This window comes from Pseudomonas sp. 9.2(2024) (assembly GCF_039695385.1).
Taxonomy (GTDB): Bacteria; Pseudomonadota; Gammaproteobacteria; order Pseudomonadales; family Pseudomonadaceae; genus Aquipseudomonas; species Aquipseudomonas paraglycinae.
The window spans coordinates 179,198-201,436 of record NZ_CP155585.1; the positions used below are offsets into that span (position 1 = coordinate 179,198).

At 61.3% G+C, this 22,239-nt stretch carries 18 protein-coding genes; 8 read left to right on the plus strand and 10 right to left on the minus strand.

Annotated elements, in window-relative coordinates; translation table 11 throughout:
* Positions 1–37 precede the first annotated feature (37 nt).
* The 4 genes from ABFB52_RS00820 to ABFB52_RS00835 are packed head-to-tail and all read right to left on the minus strand — an operon-like array spanning position 38 to position 4,846.
* Positions 38–856: a class I SAM-dependent methyltransferase gene (locus ABFB52_RS00820; protein WP_085747987.1), complete on the minus strand. Its 819-nt coding sequence runs from the start codon at positions 854–856 to the stop codon at positions 38–40.
* Positions 850–2,004 (minus strand): acyltransferase, encoded by a 1,155-nt coding sequence (locus tag ABFB52_RS00825; RefSeq protein WP_129972460.1) that lies wholly within the window; start codon positions 2,002–2,004, stop codon positions 850–852. Before ABFB52_RS00825 ends, ABFB52_RS00820 begins: the two co-directional genes overlap by 7 nt.
* The gene (locus ABFB52_RS00830; RefSeq protein ID WP_085747989.1) at positions 2,001–3,305 is read right to left on the minus strand and encodes a glycosyltransferase; all 1,305 of its coding nucleotides are present in this window, start codon (positions 3,303–3,305) and stop codon (positions 2,001–2,003) included. Before ABFB52_RS00830 ends, ABFB52_RS00825 begins: the two co-directional genes overlap by 4 nt.
* Entirely contained in the window at positions 3,299–4,846 is a 1,548-nt protein-coding gene (locus ABFB52_RS00835; protein WP_240871361.1) for a glycosyltransferase family 4 protein, read from the minus strand. The genes ABFB52_RS00830 and ABFB52_RS00835 overlap by 7 nt, the downstream gene beginning before the upstream one ends.
* 427 nt (positions 4,847–5,273) lie before the next feature.
* Between ABFB52_RS00835 and ABFB52_RS00840 the strand changes: the two genes are divergently transcribed.
* From ABFB52_RS00840 to ABFB52_RS00875, 8 genes are read left to right on the plus strand one after another with little or no spacing between them, the layout of a single operon-like run.
* Positions 5,274–6,188, plus strand: coding sequence for a GDP-mannose 4,6-dehydratase (locus tag ABFB52_RS00840; RefSeq protein WP_129972462.1), 915 nt, complete (start codon positions 5,274–5,276; stop codon positions 6,186–6,188).
* Complete coding sequence (gene gmd, locus ABFB52_RS00845) at positions 6,185–7,156, plus strand: GDP-mannose 4,6-dehydratase (RefSeq protein WP_007954189.1); 972 nt, start codon at positions 6,185–6,187, stop codon at positions 7,154–7,156. Before ABFB52_RS00840 ends, gmd begins: the two co-directional genes overlap by 4 nt.
* A 3-nt stretch (positions 7,157–7,159) precedes the next feature.
* The gene (locus tag ABFB52_RS00850; protein ID WP_129972463.1) at positions 7,160–8,602 is read left to right on the plus strand and encodes a mannose-1-phosphate guanylyltransferase/mannose-6-phosphate isomerase; all 1,443 of its coding nucleotides are present in this window, start codon (positions 7,160–7,162) and stop codon (positions 8,600–8,602) included.
* A complete protein-coding gene (locus ABFB52_RS00855) occupies positions 8,603–9,400 on the plus strand; it encodes an ABC transporter permease (protein WP_085747994.1) in 798 nt (265 codons plus the stop codon).
* Positions 9,400–10,653: an ABC transporter ATP-binding protein gene (locus ABFB52_RS00860; protein ID WP_102687920.1), complete on the plus strand. Its 1,254-nt coding sequence runs from the start codon at positions 9,400–9,402 to the stop codon at positions 10,651–10,653. The genes ABFB52_RS00855 and ABFB52_RS00860 overlap by 1 nt, the downstream gene beginning before the upstream one ends.
* On the plus strand, positions 10,650–12,017 hold the full coding sequence (locus tag ABFB52_RS00865; RefSeq protein ID WP_129972464.1) for a glycosyltransferase family 1 protein: 1,368 nt from the start codon (positions 10,650–10,652) through the stop codon (positions 12,015–12,017). Before ABFB52_RS00860 ends, ABFB52_RS00865 begins: the two co-directional genes overlap by 4 nt.
* On the plus strand, positions 12,001–13,131 hold the full coding sequence (locus tag ABFB52_RS00870) for a glycosyltransferase family 1 protein (protein WP_129972465.1): 1,131 nt from the start codon (positions 12,001–12,003) through the stop codon (positions 13,129–13,131). Before ABFB52_RS00865 ends, ABFB52_RS00870 begins: the two co-directional genes overlap by 17 nt.
* Positions 13,132–14,262 carry a glycosyltransferase family 4 protein gene (locus ABFB52_RS00875; RefSeq protein ID WP_085747997.1) on the plus strand — a complete coding sequence of 377 codons (1,131 nt, stop codon included), beginning with the start codon at positions 13,132–13,134 and terminating at the stop codon, positions 14,260–14,262. It begins immediately after the preceding gene.
* Positions 14,263–14,266: 4 nt separating this feature from the next.
* On the opposite strand, the gene ABFB52_RS00880 is transcribed toward ABFB52_RS00875, so the two are convergent.
* The 6 genes from ABFB52_RS00880 to glmU all read right to left on the minus strand — a co-directional run bounded on the left by ABFB52_RS00880 (position 14,267) and on the right by glmU (position 22,176).
* Positions 14,267–16,297: a pyridoxamine 5'-phosphate oxidase family protein gene (locus ABFB52_RS00880; RefSeq protein WP_129972466.1), complete on the minus strand. Its 2,031-nt coding sequence runs from the start codon at positions 16,295–16,297 to the stop codon at positions 14,267–14,269.
* Positions 16,298–16,335: 38 nt separating this feature from the next.
* A complete protein-coding gene (locus ABFB52_RS00885) occupies positions 16,336–16,962 on the minus strand; it encodes a glutathione S-transferase (protein ID WP_064379665.1) in 627 nt (208 codons plus the stop codon).
* 104 nt (positions 16,963–17,066) lie between these two features.
* The gene (locus tag ABFB52_RS00890; protein ID WP_085747999.1) at positions 17,067–17,993 is read right to left on the minus strand and encodes a LysR family transcriptional regulator; all 927 of its coding nucleotides are present in this window, start codon (positions 17,991–17,993) and stop codon (positions 17,067–17,069) included.
* A 73-nt stretch (positions 17,994–18,066) separates the two neighbouring features.
* Positions 18,067–19,899 (minus strand): glutamine--fructose-6-phosphate transaminase (isomerizing), encoded by a 1,833-nt coding sequence (gene glmS, locus ABFB52_RS00895; RefSeq protein WP_102687915.1) that lies wholly within the window; start codon positions 19,897–19,899, stop codon positions 18,067–18,069.
* 2 nt (positions 19,900–19,901) lie between these two features.
* Positions 19,902–20,678: a DeoR family transcriptional regulator gene (locus tag ABFB52_RS00900; RefSeq protein ID WP_102687914.1), complete on the minus strand. Its 777-nt coding sequence runs from the start codon at positions 20,676–20,678 to the stop codon at positions 19,902–19,904.
* A gap of 130 nt (positions 20,679–20,808) precedes the next feature.
* Positions 20,809–22,176 carry a bifunctional UDP-N-acetylglucosamine diphosphorylase/glucosamine-1-phosphate N-acetyltransferase GlmU gene (gene glmU / locus ABFB52_RS00905; RefSeq protein WP_129972467.1) on the minus strand — a complete coding sequence of 456 codons (1,368 nt, stop codon included), beginning with the start codon at positions 22,174–22,176 and terminating at the stop codon, positions 20,809–20,811.
* Between the last annotated feature and the right edge of the window lie 63 nt (positions 22,177–22,239).

Sequence of the window (22,239 nt, forward strand, 5' to 3'; positions counted from 1 at the left end):
CCCTGAGACATCAAGCTGCAAGGTTACACAAAAGCGTTCAGGGCTTGCGGGCAATGATTACCTGACTCTTGGCCACCACCGCATCCAGCGCCTGCTTGATCTGCGCGCCGCGCGGTGAGTCGAGCACCGCTTGCCAGGTCTCGGCCCAATGGTTTAGCAACGGGTGATCCGGGTTGCTGAAATCGACCTTGGCCTCCCAGAACAGCAACATCCACATCGACCAGTAAAAGCCGTACTGGCTATGGCTGATGATCTCGAGTCCCGCCTCGCTGACCATCGCCTTGAACTGCTCTTCACTGATGATGCGAATGTGGTTGGGCTTCTGGAAATACTCCGGCGCGGCGATATCTTTCTGCAGGTCTTCGGAGCTCGGATGCGGCACGCTCAACAGGTACAGCGCGCCCGACTGACCGACGCGCACCAGCTCGGCAAGGAACTGCGCCGGGTCGTCGACGTGCTCGATGACTTCGGTGGACACCACACGAGTGGCGGTGCCATCGGCGATCGGCAGCGGATTGCAGTCGGTGACATGGCATTCGACCCCACGCGCCGGGGTATCGCTCAGGCGCTGGCGGGTCGCCTCGACCTTGGCGCCGTCGATGTCGGCAATGATGATCTTCGCCCCGCGCATGCCGCAGAAATGCACGTTGCCACCGTCGCCGCAGCCAACGTCCAGCAAGGTGTCATCGGCGGTCACCGGGAAGCCTTTGAACAGCTCACCGGTTTCCTGGTTGAACCAGCCGCTGAGCATCGCGTCGTGCAGGCCGAGCATGTACGAATCGACCTTCCCGGCAGCTGGCTGCTCGGGCATCGGTGCAGGCGTCGACGCCGTGAGTTTCTTCAAAAGGCTCAGCATGAGGTGGCTCCAGAGGATGGGACGGCGATTCGCGATGTACCGAGGCGCCGCACCAGGGCAGCGCCTCGATTGCGCATCGGCATTTCGATGAGACGGTAATTGAGCTCGCTGAGCAGCACGATCAGACCGAACGCCAGCAACAGCGTGATGATCGGGTGACCGGCAGGGCTGGACATTCCCGCCTCCTGCAAGCGGAAGATCAGCTCACGCACCAGTTGGTAAGCCGGAATGTGGATGAGGTAGATCCCGTAGGAACGGCTGCCGACCCATGCCATCAACTGTTGCAGCCTGCCGGCAGGCAGCAGGTAATCGCGGTTGTACGAAGCGATCCACACCAGCAGCGCACCGAGCACGGCAATCGAGCCGATGCGGTAAGAAACAAAGGTGAAACGGTCGGTGGCCATGTAGCTCAGCAGCAGCGCCAGCACGATCAGCGCACCCACTCCGGCCCACGGGCGGTGCAGGAAAGTCGGCTCCCACCGGCGATAGCCCGGCTGCATGCTCCACATCGCCAGCAACACACCCAGGGCCAGCGCATCGGTACGGATGACCATCAGTATCGGCGTGCGCAGGGTGAACAATTGCACCGCAACCAGTGCCAGCAGCGCCCAGACCAGATGCTTGCGGCACACCAGAATCAGCAGCGGGAACAGCAGATAGAACTGCTCCTCCAGCGCCAGGCTCCAATACACGAAACTGCTGCCGTACTCGTAATGAAAGAAACTGTCGGCAAAACGGAAGTTAGCGTACTGCAACACGCCCGCCAGCGTCGCCTGCAGGTTGGCGTGCAGCGTACCGAACGCTCCGGAGCGATTGAGAAACAGGCACGCCAGCAACATCAGCGCCAGCCACAGCCACGCCGACGGCAGCAGACGAAAGACCCGGCGCAACCAGAAGTTGCGCGTCTGCTCCCAGTATTCCTGACGGGTCGTGCAACCTCGCAACGCCGGGATCAGGCTGCGGGCTATGACGAATCCGGAGATCGCGAAAAACAGATCGACGCCCCACCACGGCTGCGCCCAGGCGTGGATTTTTTCCAGCAGGGGTACCGGGTCGGTGAACAGGCTGCCCTGCAAATGATGAAACAGCACACCGAGCACCGCGATCGCCCGCAGCACTTCGATGTCCAGGATTCGTTTGTCACTCATGCCTGGGGCACCTCGGTGCCCGCGGATGCCTGATGCTCGAACAGTTGCGCGAGAAAAACCTGCAACCGCTGCTCTGCCACTGCCTGACTGCAGAAACCCTGCAGACTGCTGACGGCCCGGGCCGCCATGTGTGCGTAACGCTGCGGATCGTGTTTCGCCACTTCGTAGCTGTCGCGGTAGGCCACGCAGACCGACGCCCAGTTGGTCATGTAGCGCAGGGTACGGAAAGCCCTGCGCGGATCGTGAGGCCAGGCGGTAAGTTCATCGGAGGACTCGACCAGGAATGCGTTCTCGGCACTCAGGTAATCGATCATCGCCGTGGTCCGCGGCGCCACGGCCGGCTTGCCGCAGGACATGAATTCCATCAACGGCAGGCACTGGCCCTCACCGTAAGAAGTATTCACCACGTAACGCGTGGCCTGTACCAGACGCTCGTAGTCCGCGTCCGCGAGGTAGCCATAAATCAGCACGATGCGACAGCGATAGGACTGGTTCTTATACAGGTGATGAAGAATGTCGCTGAGCGCTTCTTCGGCATCGTGGTGCGTGAGCTTGAGTACCAGCGTCGCGTCTTCGATGTCGCGAAACGTCACGCAGAATGCGCTCAGCATGTCTTCCCAGTTCTTGCGGCCGTCACCGGGATTGAACACCGACGTGTAGACGACCCCGTCCAGCAACAACTCTTGCTCGCACACCGGTGCCTGGAAATCGATGCCCTCACCACGGCGCAAATGTTCCGGGCCGAAGGCGTCGAGGTCGAGCTGGCGACTGTCGGCGATCAGTCCCTTGATCGTCAGTCGCACCGGTCCGGTCGGAGACTGACCCTGAAGCTGCGCGCCTCGGGCTGCGAAGCGATCCCATACAGGCGCCGGGACCGCGACAATCGGGTAATCGGCGCCCATGGCCTCGCGCACGGCATTGACCGTGTAACCGGAATGGGTGATCGCCGCACCGCAGGCCCGGAGCACCGTGCGCCAGTCGTTGCGCGGCTCGTTGTCGAAGGGTTCGTTGGGGATGGTGCTGAATTCCCAGGCGAATACCGGCAGTGTCGGGCACGCGAGGTGGATCGGCGTGCGGTGCGGCGGCGAGAACGACAGAAACACGCAGGGCTCGCCACGGGCCAGGCATTCCAGATACAACGCATCGACTTCGCGCGCCGGATCAACGACTTCCACCACACGCCCAAGGCGTTCGAGCACCGGCCGGTACTCCTTGAGTACGAAGTAGTAGCTGTACTCCGAACGGCCGAGGTTTTGCGCGATGGTGTGCTGGTTGGTTTCCGAATGAATGATGATCAGCATGAGGCGTTGTCCGTCACAGGGGCGGCATCGGCGGCCAGTGGCTCGAGGCCGAAAAAGTCCGCCATGCGCCGTTGCACCGGGGCGAACGCGCAATAGTCGCGCATGCGTTCGACAGCGGCGGCAGACATGCGCGCGTACTCCTGCGGCTGCGCCCTGGCCATCCGGTAGCTGTTCTCATAGGCGCTTTTGAGCGAAGCCCAGTCCGGCCGATAGCGCAGCGTGCGATAAATTATCCGGGTGTCCTGAGGCCAGATCGTCAGCTCTTCGCTGGACCGGACGACGAAGGCCACCGTATCGTCGATGTAGTCTTCCATGGCCGTATGGTCCGGGGCGATCACCGGTTTGCCGCTGGACATGAACTCCATCAGCGGCAGGCACAGGCCTTCGCAGCGTGAGGCGTTGACGTAAAAACTGGCGGCCTGGTAAAGCCGCGCGTATTGCGCGTCGTCCAGGTAACCGTGCATCACCAGCACCCGGCAGGCGAACGGTGTCAGTTGCGCGAGCAGGGTCATCAGTTCGCTGTAGTAGGACGCCAGATCATTCTGGGTAATCTTCAGCACCAGCGTCGCGTCAGGCGTTTCGCGAAAGGCCCAGCAGAACGCGGTGATCAGGTGGTGCCAGTTCTTGCGGCCGTCTTTGGGGTTGAACACGGTGACGTAGATCACGCCTTCCACCGCGGTCTCGACCACCGAGGAGGTGTCCGGCAAATCCAGCGGGGGTGGCTCGACCACCGCCACCGCATGCGGAGCGGCGATGGCCGGGAAACGTTTTTCAAGCCAGGCGTGTGCGCTGTCCGACAGCAGATCCTGCACACCCTCCCAGTACCAGTGGTGCAGGAATTTCACCCGTTCTTCACCCGCGCCCAGCCTCCACAGACGCAGATAGTGACGGGCAATGACCAGGCGTCGTTTGACCGTCAGCGGTGGCGGGCGCAGTGCCTCGATTTCAGCCAGTTGTTCGGCGGTCAGCGGTTTGGGCAGCAAATCGTCGGCAGACAGTCCCAGCGTGGGGCTGTCGAAAATGCAGCCCTTGATCGCCAGGGTCGCGCCTGGATTGATCGGCGCACTGACGTGCTGCTCACGAATGGCGGCGAAGTTTTCCCACAAGGGCGTCGGCAGCACGAGTACCGGAAAGTCCTCGCCCATGGCGCGGCGAATCGCGCGGGCGGTGTGGCTCGACAGCGTGATGACCCGTCCCTGTCGTGCGAGCATTTGCGTCCAGTCGTGGCGCGGATCATCGTCCCACGACTCGTCCGGGATCGAATCGAACTCCCATGCGATCACGCAGATCGTCGGGCATTCAAGATCGCTCGGGGTATTTTGCGGCGGAGTAAAAGACAGAAACACGCTGGACTCGCCGGCAGCAAGCAGCCGTCGATAGAGCGGATCGACCTCGGCGGTGGTGGACACCACATGCACCTGCCCGAGGCTTTCAAGCACCGGGCGATAGGCCTTGAGCACGAAGTAATAGCTGTATTCGGGACGCCCGAGACTCTGGCTGATGGAGCGGTCGTTGACGTCCGAGTAGAGAATGAAATTCATGGCATCCCACGGTGAAACCGCCATCCCGGCAACTTCACGCTATGACGGCCTGGCCATTGGATCGAGTCGGCAGGGCCGATGCTCGTCCAGTGTTCCGGGACATGTCTTCGTTCTTGTTTTAGTGGTCAGATTCACCCGGTTGCACACCCACTCCGGCAGCGTTCGGGGAACCGTGACGAGGGGCATTCTAAACACATCCGTTGAAGGTTCGGGAACCGCCCGACGAGAAAAACGCGACTACGCTGACGAGAACTGACCGGTCACGGTTTGGCCGGTTGAAATTGCTGCGCAATTGGCACAGATTGGCAGTCAAACAACTACAACAATGACTTCACCTGCCGTTCTGCCCGGTTTTACCAGGGGTCTGACAGACATTCCCTTAAAGCCTGTGGGAAGAGGTGAAAGTTAAAGACCAAGGGGTCGCTGTTTGAAAAAAAGTCTGTTCATCACGGGCCTCAGTGGGTTCGTAGGACAACACATCCAGTCACGTCTGCAAGGGGAAGACGCGTCGTGGCAGCTTCTGCCTGCCGCCTCGGCCTACGACCTGACAAAACCGGACAGCCTTATCGATCTGTGGCCGCAGCTGCCCGATGCGATCATTCACCTGGCTGGACAAACCTTCGTCCCCGAAGCTTTCCGCGACCCGGCACGTACTCTCGACATCAACCTGCTCGGCACTCTGAACCTGTTGCAGGCCCTCAAGGCCCGCGGCTTCAAGGGCACGTTCCTGTATGTCAGCTCGGGCGACGTCTATGGCCAGGTCGAAGAACCCGCGCTGCCGATCACCGAACAACAACCACCCTGCCCGCGCAATCCCTATGCAGTCAGCAAGCTGTCGGCGGAGTTCCTCAGCCTGCAATGGGGGCTGAGCGAAGGTTGGCCGGTACTGGTCGCGCGTCCGTTCAACCACATCGGCACCGGGCAGAAAGACAGTTTTGTCATCGCCAGCGCCGCGCGGCAGATCAACCGTATCAAGCAAGGCCTGCAGGCGCCGCAACTGGAAGTCGGTGACATTGATGTCACCCGCGATTTCCTCGACGTCGGCGATGTGGTCTCGGCCTATTTCGCGCTGCTGGAAAAAGGCACGCCGGGGCAGGTGTACAACATTTGCTCAGGCCATGAGCAAAGCATCCGCAGCCTCATCGAACAGATGGGCGACCTGGCCCAGGTCAAGCTGCAACTGGTTCAGGATCCGGCACGTATGCGCCGCGCGGATCAGCGTCGCGTCTGCGGCAGCCACCGACGGCTGGCCCGGATCACAGGATGGACGCCGCAAATCACTACACAACAATCCCTGCGGGCGATCCTGTCCGACTGGGAGACGCGAGTACGACAAGAATGACAAAAAGTGCATTGATCACAGGGATCACCGGCCAGGATGGCGCGTATCTGGCCAGACTGTTGCTCGACAAGGGTTACAAGGTTCACGGCCTCGTGGCACGGCGCAGCAGCGACTCGCGCTGGCGTCTGCGCGAGATGGGCGTTGAAGCCGACATCGTTTACCTGGACGGCGACATGGCCGACGCCTGCTCGGTGCAGCGCGCGGTGATCAAGTCGGCGCCGGACGAGGTGTATAACCTGGCGGCCCAGAGCTTCGTTGCCGCCTCCTGGGACCAACCGGTAACCACCGGCATCGTCGACGGCCTGGGCGTGACTCACTTGCTCGAAGCGATCCGTCAGTTCAGCCCGCACACGCGTTTCTATCAGGCGTCCACCAGCGAAATGTTTGGCCTGATCCAGGCCGAGCAACAGGACGAAAACACGCCGTTCTATCCGCGCAGCCCTTACGGCGTGGCCAAGCTCTATGGCCACTGGATCACCGTCAACTACCGCGAAAGCTTCAACCTGCACGCCAGCAGCGGCATCCTGTTCAACCATGAATCGCCCCTGCGCGGTATCGAGTTCGTCACCCGCAAGGTCACCGACGCTGCGGCGCGGATCAAGCAGGGCAAACAGCAGGAGCTGGCCCTGGGCAACATCGATGCCAAGCGCGACTGGGGCTTCGCCGGTGACTACGTCGAGGCCATGTGGCTGATGCTGCAACAGGACAAGCCCGACGATTTCGTGGTCGCCACCGGCGTCACCACCACCGTGCGCGAGATGTGCCGCATCGCCTTCGATCACGTCGGCCTCAACTATCGGGATTACGTGAAGATCGACCCGGCGTTTTTCCGCCCTGCGGAAGTCGAAGTGCTGCTCGGCAATCCGGCCAAGGCCCAGCGCGTGCTGGGCTGGAAACCGAAAACCGACCTCGACACCCTGATCCGCATGATGATGGATGCGGACATGAAACGCGTCGCCAAGGAGTAGGCCATGCTGATCCCCGTGATTCTGTCCGGCGGTGCCGGCACCCGTTTGTGGCCGGTGTCCCGGGAGGGCCATCCCAAGCCGTTCATGACCCTGCCCGACGGCCAGTCGCTGCTGGGCAAGACCTACCGGCGCGCCGCCGCGCTGCTGGACGGCTGGGGCGACATTGTCACGGTGACCAACCGCGATTACTACTTCCAGAGCAAGGATCACTATCAGGCCGCGCGCCTTTCACGCCATCGCGGGCACTTTCTGCTCGAACCCACCGGGCGCAACACCGCGCCGGCCATCGCGGCGGCAGCGCTGTCGCTGCAAGCCCTGCACGGTGATGCAGCGATCATGGTGGTGATGCCTGCCGACCATCTGATCGTCAACGAAGACGCGCTCAAGAGCGCGGTCGAACATGCAGTCAATCTGGCAAAAGACGGTTATCTGGTGACCTTCGGTGTGGTGCCGACCGCCCCGGAAACCGGATTCGGCTACATCGAAACCGGCGCGCCACTGGACGCAAACGGCGCAGCCAAGGTGCAGCGCTTCGTGGAAAAGCCCGACCTGCAAACCGCGACCCATTATCTGGAGAGCGGCAACTTCCTGTGGAACTCGGGGATGTTCTGTTTCACCACCGCGACCCTGATCGCCGAGTTGGCGCTGCACGCCCCCGAGTTGCTGGAACAGACCCGCGCCTGCATGGCCGCCAGCGAACCGCTGGAAACCACGGGTTATCTGCAACAGGAACTGTCGCCGCAGCTGTTCGCCGAGATCACCGACATTTCCATCGACTACGCATTGATGGAGCGTTCGGAGAAAGTCGTGGTGGTGCCCGCCGGTTTCGACTGGAGCGACATCGGTTCGTGGGGTGCCGTAGCGGCGCTGGTGCCGGCCGACGCTGACAACAACCGTGCGAGCGGCGAGGCGATCTTCATCGACAGCCGCAACAACTTCGTTCAAAGCGAAGGCCGGCTGGTGGCCGCCGTCGGTGTGGAAGACCTGATCATCATCGACACCGCCGACGCCGTGCTGGTGGCCCACGCCGACCGTGCTCAGGATGTGCGGCGCGTGGCCAAGCAGCTCAAGGACAAATCCCACGAAGCCTATCGCCTGCATCGTACGGTCAGCCGTCCGTGGGGCACCTACACCGTGCTCGAGGAAGGCCCGCGCTTCAAGATCAAGCGCATCGTGGTCAAACCCGGCGGCAAGCTGTCGTTGCAGATGCACCATCACCGCAACGAACACTGGGTGGTGGTCGAAGGCATGGCCAAGGTCACCAACAACGGCAGCGGCACGACCCTGGTGGCGAAGAACGAATCGACGTTCATCGCCGCCGGTCACAAGCACCGTCTGGAGAACCCCGGCGTGATCGACCTGGTGATCATCGAAGTGCAAAGTGGCGAATACCTGGGAGAGGACGACATCGTCCGCTTCGAAGACCAGTACGGCAGGACGGTTTAAATGCTGCTTTCCCTGTATCGCTCGCTGCATGACTATCGAGGTTTCATTCTCGGCAGCGTGCAGCGAGAGTTTCAATCGCGGTATCGCAATTCACTGCTCGGTGCCTTGTGGCCCGTGTTCAACCCGCTGTCGATGATCATCGTCTACACCGTGATCTTTTCCCACATCATGCGCGCACGCCTGCCGGGCGTGGATGACAGCATGGCCTACAGCGTCTACCTCTGCGCCGGTCTGCTGGCCTGGGGGCTGTTCTCTGAAATCACCCTGCGCAGCCAGACCATGTTTCTGGACAACGCCAACCTGCTGAAGAAAATCAGCTTCCCCAGAATCTGCCTGCCGGTGATTGTGCTCTGCAACGCGGCAATCAACTTCGCCATCATCATCGGCCTGTTCCTCGGCTTTCTGCTGATCACCGGGCGCTGGCCGGGCATGGCGCTGCTGGCGCTGATCCCCCTGATCGCGCTGCAAATGATGTTCTGCGCCGGGCTGGGCATGATCCTCGGCGTATTGAATGTGTTCTTTCGCGATGTCGGTCAGCTCTTCGCCATCTGCCTGCAGTTCTGGTTCTGGCTGACGCCGATCGTGTACCCGATGAGCATCCTGCCGGAGTGGGTTCAGCGGCTGCTGCAACTCAACCCGTTGACCAACCTGATCGGCAGCTATCAGAACCTGTTCCTGTATGGGCAGTGGCCCGTCTGGAGTTCGCTGCTGCCGGTGTTCATCACCGCGCTGGTGATGTGCCTGATCGGCCTGCGGCTGTTTCGCAGGCGTGTCGGTGAAATGGTGGATGAACTCTGATGGGACATATTCGCGTCACCGGCCTGGGCAAGGCCTATAAGCAGTATCCCAATCGCTGGAGTCGCCTGGCGGAATGGCTGATCCCGTTTTCGCCCCTGCGCCACCACCAGCATTGGGTGCTGCAGGATGTCGCTTTCGAAATCGCTTCCGGCGAGGCGGTGGGCATCGTCGGCGCCAACGGTGCGGGTAAAAGCACCTTGCTGAAGATGATCACCGGCACCACTCAACCCACGTGCGGCAAGATTGAAATTGAAGGTCGCGTCGCCGCATTGCTGGAATTGGGCATGGGCTTTCACCCGGACTTTACCGGCCGCCAGAACGCAATCATGGCCGGGCAACTGCTGGGTCTGCAGGTCGACGAAATCGAAGCGATGATGCCCGAGATCGAACATTTCGCCGAAATCGGCGAGGCCATCGACCATCCGGTCCGCACCTACTCCAGCGGCATGCAGATGCGCCTGGCCTTCAGCGTCGCCACCGCACGGCGACCGGACATCCTGATCGTCGACGAAGCACTGTCGGTGGGTGACGCCTACTTTCAGCACAAGAGCTTCGATCGCATCCGCAGCTTCCGCAAGGCGGGCACGACATTGCTGATCGTGTCCCACGACCGCTCGGCGATCCAGTCGATCTGCGACTCGGCGATCCTGCTCAAGGACGGCCACATGGCCATGTACGACAAGCCGGAAGTGGTGCTCGATTACTACAACGCCCTGATGGCCGAACGCGAAGGCCAGATCGTGCGTCAGGAAATGCTCGCCGGCGGCGAAGTACGGACCGTGTCGGGCACAGGAGAAGCCGTCATCCTCGGGGTGCGCCTGCTGGATGAACAGGAGCGCTCCATCGAAGCAGCGGAGGTCGGTCAGCCGGTAGTGCTGGAAGTACAGGTCGAGGTGCGCAGCGACATCGAACGAATGGTGCTCGGCTTTCTCATCAAGGACCGCCTGGGCCAGATGATGTATGGCATCAATACCCATCGCCTCGACAAAGCCCTGACGGATCTGCACGCCGGAGAACGTTTCACCTATCGCTTTGCCTTCGTGATGGGACTGGGCAAGGGCAATTACTCGGTATCGCTGAGCCTGTCGCGACTGGACTCTCATATGGATCGAAACTTCGAGTGGCGCGACTATGGCCTGGTGTTTCATGTGATCAACGGCCGGCAGGAAAATTTTGTCGGCTGCTCGTGGCTCGACGCCAAGGCTTCGATAACCCGCCATACCGCCGCTGCGCTGACTGAGCGCGCGCCATGACCCGGCTGCTGGTCGAATGCACCCACGTGTTCAAACACCCGAAGGTCAATTCGGGGATTCAGCGGGTGGTGCGCAACGTCATCAAACAGCTGCCGCCGAGCGCCGAAGGGGTCGAATGCGTGCCGGTGATCCTGCTCAAGGGCAGGCTGTACCGTGTGACGCGTCTGGCGCCGCTGGACTCACCGCTGTTCAATACCATCGCCACGCTTGGCGAACGCCTGGAACGGCTTGCCCACCGCTTCTGGCAAGTGCATCAGCGGCTGGACACACGCTGCCAAACAAAGCTGACACGACGTTTGTTGTACGTCGGCTATCGCCTCACGTCGTTCGGTGTATTCGGGATACCACTGCGGTTGGTCGAGCAGATCAATCGCTATCAACTGGATCGACGCTGTGAGCCGCTGCAACACCAGCCCGGCGATCATCTGGTGTTGCTGGACTCGTCCTGGCATTCGGACTTTTTTCTGCACGCCGAACGCCTCAAACATGAAGGTCTGGGCATCGTCGCGGTGATCTACGACCTGATTCCCCTGTCCCACCCGCAGTTTTACGACACGCGGCTGGTCGAGGTGTACAGCGAGTGGTTCGACTGGATCGCCCACAACGCCGACGGTTTCATGGCGATTTCCGCCACCGTGCGCGATCAGGTGCGTGCAGAACTGCAACGTCGCCTCGGATCGGAACAGACCGGCAAACGCTGGTTCGACTATTTTCACCTCGGTTCCGAGCTGGATCTGCAGAGCGTTGAAGCTGCCGTCGAACCGCGTCTGGAACGGCTGTTCGCAACGCCGGAGCCAGTGTTCCTGATGGTCAGCACCATCGAGCCGCGCAAGAACCATGACTATCTGCTGGATGCCTTTGATCATGCCTGGGCGGACGGCTCGAAAGCCCGGTTGTGCATCGCCGGACGCATTGGCTGGAAGTGCGACACGCTGCTCGCCCGGATCCGCCATCATCCCGAACTGAACCGGCGCCTGTTCATGTTCAACGACCTGAGCGACACCAGCCTCGAACACGCCTACGCCCATGCCAGCGCGCTGGTGTTTCCGTCGTTCGTCGAAGGATTCGGCCTGCCGCTGGTGGAAGCCATGCAGCGCGGGCTGCCGGCGATGGGCAGCGACATCCCGGTGTTTCGCGAGATCGGCGGTGAGTTCATGGCCTATTTCGATCTGCAGGCCCCGCAAAGCCTCGCCGATCTGGTGCAGTCCTTTGAACGCAGCGGTCGATTCCCCGCCGCCCGCGATGTCAGCGACTGGCAGTGGAACGGTTGGCGCGAAGCCAGCGCGCAACTGGCCGAGCGTACCGCACGCCATGTGCTGGAGGCGCCTCAGGTGCCAGCGAGGCAACATGCGCATAGCCCTTAACGCCCGGATTCTCCAGGCACCGCGCACCGGCATCGGCCATTACGTCGCCGAGCTGGTAAATGCCTTGCACGCGGACACCGATATCGACGTGGCGCTCTTCCATGGCTGGGGCTGGAGTTCGCAGCTGCCGGAAGCAGCGATGCCCGGTTATTCGCGTCTGACGCCATTGCTGCGGCAGATCCCCGGCGCCTATCAGGCCCGCCGCTGGCTGGAGCAGAAACGCTTCGATCAGGGCCCGGCGCACCCGGTCGATCTGTATCACGAACCGAGCCTGTGGCCGCTGGCCTTCGATGGCCCGACCGTGATCACCCTGCACGATCTGACGCACCTGCATTTCCCCGAGACCCAGCCGCCGGCACGGCTGCGGGAAATCGAGCGACGACTCGCCGACGGCGTACGCCGGGCACGGATCATCCTGACAGACTCGCAAGCCATCGCTGACGAGGCACGGGAATATTTCGGACTGCCTGCCGAGCGTTTCGTGGTCGCGCCGCTGGGTGTTGCCGAGCGTTTCCATCCGCGCGAGCCGGAAGACATCGACACGGTGCTCAAGGCCCATGCGGTCGAGTTCCGGGAGTATTTCCTCTGCGTCGGCACTCTGGAGCCACGCAAGAACCTGAACCTGGCTCTGCGCGCCCACGCGCTGTTGCCGGATCTGGTACGCCAGCGTTTTCCGCTGTTGATCGTCGGCATGGCCGGCTGGCAGCGCGACCAGTTCAGTGATGAATTGCAGCAGGCGCTGGCTTGCGGGCACGTGTGCCTGCTCGGCTACTTGCCCGATGAGCAAGTCGCGCAATTGCTGTCCGGCGCCCGGGCGCTGATTTTTCCGTCGCTGTATGAAGGTTTCGGCCTGCCGGTGCTGGAAGCGATGGCCAGCGGCACGCCGGTGGTGCTCACCCGCTCTTCGGCCATGCCGGAAGTGGCGGGAGACGCCGGCAACTATATTGAAGCTGACGATGCAGACGGCTTGCGTGATGCGATGAGCCGACTGATCGAAGATCAAGCGCACTGGCAGGCATGCCGGAAAGCCGGATTGCAGCAGGCACGGCTTTTTCCCTGGAAGCGTTGCGCGCAGGCCACGGCCGGCGCCTACCTCCAGGCCATGGGAGGTTGAATGCGGGTTCTGCATTTTTTCAAGACGTACCTGCCTGACTCGGTCGGCGGTATCGAACAAGTGATCTTTCAACTCTGCGAGAGCGGCGCCCAGCACGGCATCGACGGCCAGGTGCTGACCCTTAGCGCCAATCCAGAGCCTGCTGTGGTGCGTCTCGGCCAGCACGAAGTGCATCGGGCAAAACTGGATATCCAGTTCGCCTCCACCGGTTTTTCCTGGAGCGTGTTCAAGCAGTTTCGCGAACTGGCCGCCGAAGCCGACGTGATCAACTACCACTTCCCGTGGCCGTTCATGGATCTGGTGCACTTCGCCAGCGGCGTGAACAAACCGACGGTGGTGACGTACCACTCGGACATCATTCGCCAGAAGCACCTGCTAAAGCTCTATCGCCCGCTGATGAACCGCTTCCTCGCCAGCGCCGACCGGATTGTCGCGGCCTCGCCTAACTATCTGCACACCAGCGATGTGTTGCAGCAATTCCAGGACAAGACCCGCGTCATCCCTTATGGCTTGAACAAGGCAGGTTATCCACAGGCCGATGTCGAGCGCATGAACCGCTGGCGCCAGCAGCTTGGGGATAAGTTTTTCCTGTTTGTCGGGGTGATGCGCTATTACAAAGGCCTGCACATCCTGCTTGATGCCTTGAAGGACGTTGACTACCCGGTGGTGATCGTCGGCGCGGGCCCGCTGGAGCAGGAGCTGCACGCCCAGGCCGCCGCGCTTGGCCTGAAAAACATTCATTTCCTCGGCCGTCTGAGCGATGAAGACAAGGTCGCCCTGCTGCAACTGAGCTACGCCATCGTCTTCCCGTCGCACCTGCGCTCGGAAGCGTTCGGCATTTCTCTGCTCGAAGGCGCGATGTACGGCAAACCGATGATTTCCAGCGAGATCGGCACCGGCACCAGCTACATCAATATCCACAACGAAACCGGGCTGGTGGTGCCACCGAGTCATCCCCAGGCGTTTCGCGAAGCGATGCGCACCCTGTGGGAAAACCCGGCCCGCGCCGCCGAAATGGGCCTCAAGGCAGAGGCCCGCTATCGGCAGTTATTCACAGCCGACGAAATGGGCCGCAAGTGGACCGAGTTGTATCAGGAGCTGCTGGAGGAAAAGGCGTTGTCCTACGCCTGATCCCTTACAGATCCAGCACCAGCGACTGGGCACTCTGCGCCGGCACCGCGCAGCAAATCAGCACCTGCCCCTCCTCCGGCACTTCAGCCGGAGGCTGTGGATAATTCACCGCGCCGCTGATCAGCCGGGTCTTGCAGGTGCCGCACGAACCACCGCGGCAACTGAACTCCGGACGCAATCCACGGCTTTCCGCCAGCTCCAGCAAACTGCCGCCGTCGGGCTGCCAACGTGCTTCCTTGGCCGAACGCTCGAACACCACCGGTACCGATGTGGTCGCGGCGGGCAATTGCTCGATCACGATCGCATCCGGATCGGGTTGGCGCTTGAGGGTCGAAGGGCCGAAGGTTTCGGCATGGATCTGCCCGTCCCGCACATCCAGTTCGCGCAAAGTGTCGTAGATGCCCTGGGTAAAACCGCCGGGGCCGCAGAGTACAAAGTCGACCTGATCGAAGTCCTCGTCGGTCAGCAGATTGCGCAACAGATCGCCATCGATACGGCCACGAATATCGTAATCCTCGCCTTGCACCAGATCGTCCTCCGGCTGGCTGAGCACTCGCAACACCTTCACGGCATCACCGGCGTCCTCCAGCAAACGATCCACCTCTGCGCGGAACGGCTGGTCGGCGAGGCTGCGGGAGCTTTGAACAAACAGGGTCGGACGAATCCGCCGCGTCCGCAGGCCCTGATACACCACCTCACGCAGCATCGAAAGCAATGGCGTGATGCCGACGCCCGCAGCCAGCAGCACCAATGGACGACGTTCCAGCGCCGCTACAGTGAAATGCCCCTGGGGCAATCGCGCCTCCAGCACGTCGCCGACGCGAATCTTTTCGTGAAGGTGGGTCGATACCCGCCCTTCGCGTTTCACGCTGATCCGGAAGAAATCATCCGACGGCGCGCCCGACAGGCTGTAAGTACGGATGTGCACCTCACCGTCGAGGTTGAACCGAAGCGGCAGATGCTGCCCGGCGAGAAACACCGGCAGTCCTGCGCCATCGTCCGGCTCCAGATAGATCGAGCGGATGTGACGGCTTTCCATTTCGACTTTTGCCACGCGCAATGGCCGCCAGCTGTCCCCCAATGCCTTGGCCTGCAATCGTGCATCGGCCTGGGCCCAGTTGCCGGTCAGCAGGCTGGTGGGTGACATGCCGTCGAAGCGCCAGCGAAGAGCCAGCGCTGCCGGACGCCGAACCAGTTTTTCCACCTCGAAAGTCCACAACCGTTCGGCGCCCTGGAAGGCCTCGATCTGCGGCGCCTCGAGAATGATCTCGGTGCGACCGCTGAGCTGCAACACATCGCCTGTGGAAAAGTCGATGAACAGCAAGCCGGCCAAGGGATTGAGGAGCAGGTTGCCCAACGTATTGAAGTGCAGGTTGCCGGCAAAATCAGGGATCGTCAGGCGATTACCCTCGATCCGCACAAAACCGGGCTGACCGCCGCGGTGGGAAACATCCACCGAACGCTCACCGTCGACATCGACATAACTGGCGACGAAGAAGGTGTCGGCACTTTCAATCAGTGCAATGGCGGCGTCATCAAGGCTGTCACGGTGTTCGGCTTTGCGGGTCTGCGGATCCGTCAGCGGCACTCGCTGAAACTGTCGCAATTGAATGTACTGCGGGCAGTTGCCGAACGACTGATCGACCGTCAGCCCGAAGCCGTTCGCATCGAAATTATCGATGTGGCCATTTAGCCGATTGCGCCGGCGGGTGTGCAGTTCGATCCCAAGCAGACCGATCGCTGCGCCGGCCTTTAACTTTGCAGGATCATCAGCAGCCGGCAGACTTGCGAACTGCAGTTGCGTCGGCTCGGGAGAGTGAGCAAAGCCCGGCTCCCCCTCCAGCACACTGGCCCAGGGGCGACCTTCGGCATCCACCGCGCCGTACAGCATGAATGGCAATTGCTGATAGAACTGGCGGTGTTGATCCGGCATCCAGGTGCGAATCACCTTACGACCGAATTCCTCCATGCGCTCGGCAACGCCGACATGGGCCTGCAACTGTTGCTCGCCAGCGTGCCACGGTGAACGTTCCATCACGGTCTCTCCCCTGCGCCGTCGGCGCAGATTGAATGTCAGACGGTGGTTTGCAGGCCGGCAACGGTGCGTGGCATGCCGACAAAACCGGGCAGCGCCTCAATCCGCGAAAGCCAGGCGCGAACGTTAGCGTAGTCGTCCAGCGACACATTGCCTTCCGGCGCATGGGCGATGTAACTGTAGGCCGAGACATCGGCAATGGTCGGCTCAGTGCCGGTCAGGTACGGGGTTTTGCCCAGTTCCGCATCCATCACCTTGAGAAAATTGTGCGCACGGGTGATGACCTCCTCGGCGTTGAACTTCGCCCCGAACACCGTGATCAAGCGTGCGGCAGCGGGCCCGAAAGCAATCGGCCCGGCGGCGGCCGACAACCAGCGCTGCACGTGCGCGGCGCCGACCGGATCACTTGGCAGCCAGCGGCCATTGCCGTATTTCTGTGCCAGGTAGACAAGAATCGCGTTGGAGTCCGCGAGCACCACACCATTGTCATCAATGGCCGGAACCTGGCCGAAGCTATTGATGGCCAGATATGCCGCCTGTTTATGTTCGCCCTTGGCCAGATCGACGAAGATCAGCTCGGTCGGCAGTTGCAACAGTGACAACATCAGCTCGACGCGATGGGCGTGGCCGGAACGCGGGAAGTTGTAGAGTTTGATCGCTTGCATGGTCGACTCCGCTGGATGATGGCGCCGTTCAGGATGGACGGTGGCCGTAGGAGCCATCTTCCCCTGATCGCGAAAACAACAGAATCACCAGCAAATGCAATCCATTATTTCTCTGGATGAAATAACGCAGCGTTTTTCAGCGCCGGATGCTCGCGCAGCGCCTGCACGATGAAGTCGACAAAACTGCGTATCCGCGCCGGCGCCTTGCGCCCGCCCTGATACACCACATGGATCGGCAGAGCAGGCAGTTCAAACTCGGCGAGGACGATTTCCAGTTCGCCGGAAGCCACCTTGCCGGCCACCTGATAAGACAGCACCCGGGTCAACCCCAGACCCAACGACGCCGCTGTGATCGCAGCTTGATTGGCGGTAACCACCAGACGCGGCTCCGGTTTTACGCCAATGAGCTCACCGTTTTCCATGAATGGCCAACTGCGCTGCTGGCCGATGGCCGACGTCGCCACCACCGGCGCCCCGGCCAAGGCCTGCGGATGGGTCGGCCGGCCATGGACCGCAAAGTATTCCGGCGAACCACAAATCACCCGCCGCACCTCACCGACCCGGATCGCATGCTGATTGCTGTCCGGCAACTCGCCGATGCGCACCGCGACGTCGACGCCCTCCTCGACCATGTTCACCACCCGGTCGAGCAACAGGGCATTGATGGAAACGTCCGGGTATTGCGTCAGATAACGCGCCATTACCGGCGTGACGAACTGTTCTCCGAATAAAACTGGCGCCGTCACCGTCAACTGCCCACGGGGCTGGGTATGACTGCCGGCAGCGGAATCCTCCGCTTCCTGCACCTCGGCGAGAATTCTCCGACAGTCTTCCAGATAACGCAGACCCGCTTCGCTCAAATGCACGCTGCGGGTGGTACGGATCAACAACTGCGTACCAATTCGCTGCTCCAGCCCCGCCACCGCCCGGGTCACGCTGGCTGCCGACAAACCCAGGCGCCGCGCGGCAGCGGAGAAGCCCTGCTCCTGGGCAACGATGGCGAAGACTTGCATTTCCTGGAAGCGATCCATGGTGCCCTCGATCCGGATAAAAAAATCGCAGCCGAAGCTGCGATTTTATGGGGGTGATTCAACTGTGGATAACTTATTCCACCGTCACCGACTTCGCCAGGTTGCGCGGCTGATCCACGTCCGTGCCCTTGAGCACAGCAACGTAGTACGACAGCAATTGCAGCGGAATGGTGTAAAGGATCGGCGACAGGATGTCGTGGATGTGCGGCATCTGCACCACGTGGGTGCCTTCGCCGTTGGTCATCCCGGCTTTCTCGTCAGCGAACACGATCAGTTCGCCGCCGCGGGCGCGGACTTCCTGCAGGTTGGACTTGAGCTTCTCCAGCAGTTCGTTGTTCGGTGCGACGGTGACCACCGGCATGTCGTTATCCACAAGCGCCAGCGGGCCGTGTTTCAGTTCGCCAGCCGGATAGGCTTCGGCGTGGATGTACGAGATTTCCTTGAGCTTCAAGGCCCCTTCCATCGCCACCGGGAATTGCGCGCCACGGCCCAGGAACAGGGTGTGGTTTTTCTCGGCAAACAGCTCTGCGATTTTTTCCACCGTGCTGTCCATGGCCAGCGCTTCGCCCAGACGGGTTGGCAGACGACGCAGCTCTTCGACCAGCGTGGCTTCAACGCCTTTGCCCAATGTACCGCGCACCTGACCGAGAGACAGGGTCAGCAGCAGCAGACCAACCAATTGTGTGGTGAACGCCTTGGTCGAGGCCACGCCGATTTCACGACCAGCTTGGGTCAGCAGGGTCAGGTCGGATTCGCGTACCAGCGAGCTGATGCCGACGTTGCAGATCGCCAGGCTGCCCAGAAAACCCAGTTCCTTGGCGTTGCGCAGCGCAGCCAGGGTGTCGGCGGTTTCGCCGGACTGGGAAATGGTGACGAACAGGGTGTCCGGCTGCACCACTACCTTGCGGTAGCGGAACTCGCTGGCGACTTCGACCTGGCATGGAATGCCGGCCAGCTCTTCGAGCCAGTAACGGGCAACCATGCCGGCGTGGTAGCTGGTGCCGCACGCCACGATCTGCACGTTGCGCACTTTGGCGAACAGTTCGGCCGCTTGCGGGCCAAACGCCTGCACCAGCACCTGATCCGAACTCAATCGACCTTCCAGGGTGCGCTGCACCACGGATGGCTGCTCGTGGATTTCCTTGAGCATGTAGTGACGGAACTCGCCTTTGTCGGCGGCTTCGGCGCCATCGGTGTACTGGACGGTCTGGCGCTCGACGGCTTTGCCGCTCACGTCCCAGATCTGCACCTTGTCACGCTGGATTTCGGCGATATCGCCCTCTTCCAGGTACATGAAACGGTCGGTGACCTGACGCAGGGCCAGTTGGTCGGAAGCGAGGAAGTTCTCGCCCAGGCCCAGACCGATCACCAGCGGGCTGCCGCTGCGGGCTGCGACCAGTCGATCCGGCTGCTGTGCGTGGATAACCGCCAGACCGTAGGCGCCATGCAGTTCCTTGACCGCGGCCTTCAGGGCGTCGGTCAGGTCCGGCAGATTTTTGAGCTTTTCAGTCAGCAGGTGGGCGATGACTTCGGTGTCGGTGTCCGAGGTGAACACGTAGCCCAGCGCCTTGAGTTGTTCACGCAGCGCCTCATGGTTTTCGATGATGCCGTTGTGCACGACGGCAACGTCACCGGAGAAATGCGGGTGGGCATTGCGCTCGCTCGGCGCACCGTGAGTGGCCCAACGGGTGTGGGCAATGCCGAGACGGCCTACCAGCGGATGTTCGGCGAGCGCCGCGTCGAGTTCGCTGACCTTGCCCACACGACGGGTGCGTTCCAGAGTGCCGTCATTGGTGTACACCGCCACACCGGCGCTGTCATAACCCCGGTATTCGAGGCGCTTGAGGCCTTCGACCAGAATGGCGGTGATGTTACGTTCAGCTACCGCGCCGACAATTCCACACATGCTTATTTCTCCTGACTGACAGTCGCGCAAATCAAGTTGATACCGCGAGCCTGAATCTGAGCGCGTGCCTCAAGGGGCAGGCGATCATCGGTAATTAGGGTATGGACGCTGCTCCATGGCAGCTCCAGGTTGGGAATCTTGCGGCCGATCTTGTCGGCCTCGACCATCACGATCACTTCCCGCGCCACTTCCGCCATCACCCGGCTCAGGCCGAGTAGCTCATTGAAAGTGGTGGTGCCGCGCACCAGGTCGATGCCATCGGCACCAATAAACAACTGATCGAAGTCGTAAGAGCGTAGTACCTGCTCGGCGACCTGGCCCTGAAAGGATTCCGAGTGGGGATCCCACGTACCGCCGGTCATCAGCAGTACCGGCTCGTGTTCGAGCTCGCTCAGGGCGTTGGCCACGTGCAGGGAATTGGTCATCACCACCAGGCCTGGCTGCTGGCCAAGCTCGGGAATCATGGCGGCGGTGGTGCTGCCGCTGTCGATGATGATGCGGGCGTGCTCGCGGATGCGTGTAACCGCGGCGCGGGCAATCGCCTGTTTGTATTTGGAAACGTTCTGACTGACGTCTGCCACCAACTCTTGAGGCATGGTGATCGCTCCCCCGTAACGGCGCAGCAACAGACCGTGACTTTCCAGAGCAGCGAGATCCTTGCGAATCGTAACTTCCGAAGTTTCGAAGCGCTTGGCCAGTTCGTCCACACTCACTTCGCCCTGCTCATTAAGCAAAGCCAGAATGTTGTGACGACGCTGAGGTGTATTGCGTTTCGACATGGGCTACTAAGTTTCGATTCGAAAGATAACGGAAGCAATCAAAACCTATCAGCTGCAAATCGTCAAGACGTGCCCAATAAAAAAGACCGCCGGCGGCGGTCTTTTTCATACATCGAGCATTGTGGATAACTCAGCTCTTCTTGATCTTCTCAGGCCGCTTCCAGCCATCGATGTTCTTCTGCCGTGCCCGACCAACCGCCAACTGCGCGTTATCCACATTCTGGGTAATGGTCGAACCGGCCGCAGTGGTTGCACCGGCGGAGATATCCACAGGCGCTACCAGCGAGTTGTTGGAGCCGATGAATACATCTTCGCCCAACACGGTTTTCCACTTGTTGGCGCCGTCGTAGTTGCAGGTGATGGTGCCGGCGCCGATGTTGGTTCGCGCACCGATCTCGGCGTCGCCCAGGTAAGTCAGGTGTCCAGCCTTGGCGCCCTCGCCCATGCGCGCGTTTTTCAGTTCGACAAAGTTACCCACATGGGCGCGGGCCTCCAGCACAGTGCCCGGACGCAGACGGGCAAACGGGCCGGCATCGCTGCCTTCACCCAACACCGCACCTTCGATGTGGCTGTTGGCCTTGACCACCACGCCTTTGCGCAGGGTGCTGTCCTTGATCACGCAGTTCGGGCCGATGACCACGTCGTCCTCAATGACGACCTTGCCTTCGAGAATCACGTTGATATCGATCAGCACGTCGCGACCGACGGTCACTTCGCCACGTACATCAAACCGGGCAGGATCGCGAAGAGTGACACCCTGAGCCATCAGGCGACGACCGGCGCGGAACTGATAATGACGCTCCAGCTCGGAAAGCTGTTTGCGATCGTTGGCGCCCTGCACTTCCATCGGGTCGTGCGGTTGTTCGGTGGCGACAGTCAGGCCGTCGTTGACTGCCATCTCGATCACGTCGGTCAAGTAATACTCGCCCTGCGCGTTGTTGTTCGACAGGCGACTCATCCAGTCCGCCAGGCGATTGGCCGGCACAGCCAGGATGCCGGTATTGCCTTCGGTGATCGCCCGTTGTGCTTCGCTGGCGTCTTTGTGCTCAACGATGGCGGCCACCTTGCCGTCGGCGTCGCGCACGATGCGGCCATAACCCGTGGGGTCGTCCAGTTCGACGGTGAGCAGACCCATTTGCCCCGGTACAACGTGCTTGAGCAGACGCTGCAAGGTCTCGACCTCGATCAACGGCACGTCACCGTAGAGAATCAGTACGGTATCGGCCGTGATGAACGGAACAGCCTGGGCCGTGGCGTGGCCGGTGCCCAGCTGCTTGTCCTGCAACACGAAGTTCAGGTCGTCTGCGGCCAGACGTTCGCGTACTACATCCGCACCATGGCCGATGACGACATGGATGCGCTGTGGATCAAGTTGACGGGCGCTGTGGATAACATGACCGAGCATGGAGTCGCCGGCAATCGGGTGCAGCACTTTTGGCAGCGCGGAACGCATGCGGGTGCCTTGACCGGCCGCGAGGATAACGATTTCAAGAGACATGACTGGCTACCAATCCTGGGTGGTCAGCAACTGCGACCGGGGTTTCGGGAATTCTGAAAAGAA

Coding starts and splice junctions, on each gene's coding strand:
- ABFB52_RS00900 (WP_102687914.1), bottom strand. CDS start 20,678: ATGTCGAAACGCAATACACCTCAGCGTCGTCACAACATTCTGGCTTTG.
- gmd (WP_007954189.1), top strand. CDS start 6,185: ATGACAAAAAGTGCATTGATCACAGGGATCACCGGCCAGGATGGCGCG.
- ABFB52_RS00875 (WP_085747997.1), top strand. CDS start 13,132: ATGCGGGTTCTGCATTTTTTCAAGACGTACCTGCCTGACTCGGTCGGC.
- ABFB52_RS00880 (WP_129972466.1), bottom strand. CDS start 16,297: ATGGAACGTTCACCGTGGCACGCTGGCGAGCAACAGTTGCAGGCCCAT.
- ABFB52_RS00825 (WP_129972460.1), bottom strand. CDS start 2,004: ATGAGTGACAAACGAATCCTGGACATCGAAGTGCTGCGGGCGATCGCG.
- ABFB52_RS00885 (WP_064379665.1), bottom strand. CDS start 16,962: ATGCAAGCGATCAAACTCTACAACTTCCCGCGTTCCGGCCACGCCCAT.
- glmU (WP_129972467.1), bottom strand. CDS start 22,176: ATGTCTCTTGAAATCGTTATCCTCGCGGCCGGTCAAGGCACCCGCATG.
- ABFB52_RS00890 (WP_085747999.1), bottom strand. CDS start 17,993: ATGGATCGCTTCCAGGAAATGCAAGTCTTCGCCATCGTTGCCCAGGAG.
- ABFB52_RS00855 (WP_085747994.1), top strand. CDS start 8,603: ATGCTGCTTTCCCTGTATCGCTCGCTGCATGACTATCGAGGTTTCATT.
- ABFB52_RS00820 (WP_085747987.1), bottom strand. CDS start 856: ATGCTGAGCCTTTTGAAGAAACTCACGGCGTCGACGCCTGCACCGATG.
- glmS (WP_102687915.1), bottom strand. CDS start 19,899: ATGTGTGGAATTGTCGGCGCGGTAGCTGAACGTAACATCACCGCCATT.
- ABFB52_RS00850 (WP_129972463.1), top strand. CDS start 7,160: ATGCTGATCCCCGTGATTCTGTCCGGCGGTGCCGGCACCCGTTTGTGG.
- ABFB52_RS00860 (WP_102687920.1), top strand. CDS start 9,400: ATGGGACATATTCGCGTCACCGGCCTGGGCAAGGCCTATAAGCAGTAT.
- ABFB52_RS00830 (WP_085747989.1), bottom strand. CDS start 3,305: ATGCTGATCATCATTCATTCGGAAACCAACCAGCACACCATCGCGCAA.
- ABFB52_RS00835 (WP_240871361.1), bottom strand. CDS start 4,846: ATGAATTTCATTCTCTACTCGGACGTCAACGACCGCTCCATCAGCCAG.
- ABFB52_RS00870 (WP_129972465.1), top strand. CDS start 12,001: ATGCGCATAGCCCTTAACGCCCGGATTCTCCAGGCACCGCGCACCGGC.
- ABFB52_RS00865 (WP_129972464.1), top strand. CDS start 10,650: ATGACCCGGCTGCTGGTCGAATGCACCCACGTGTTCAAACACCCGAAG.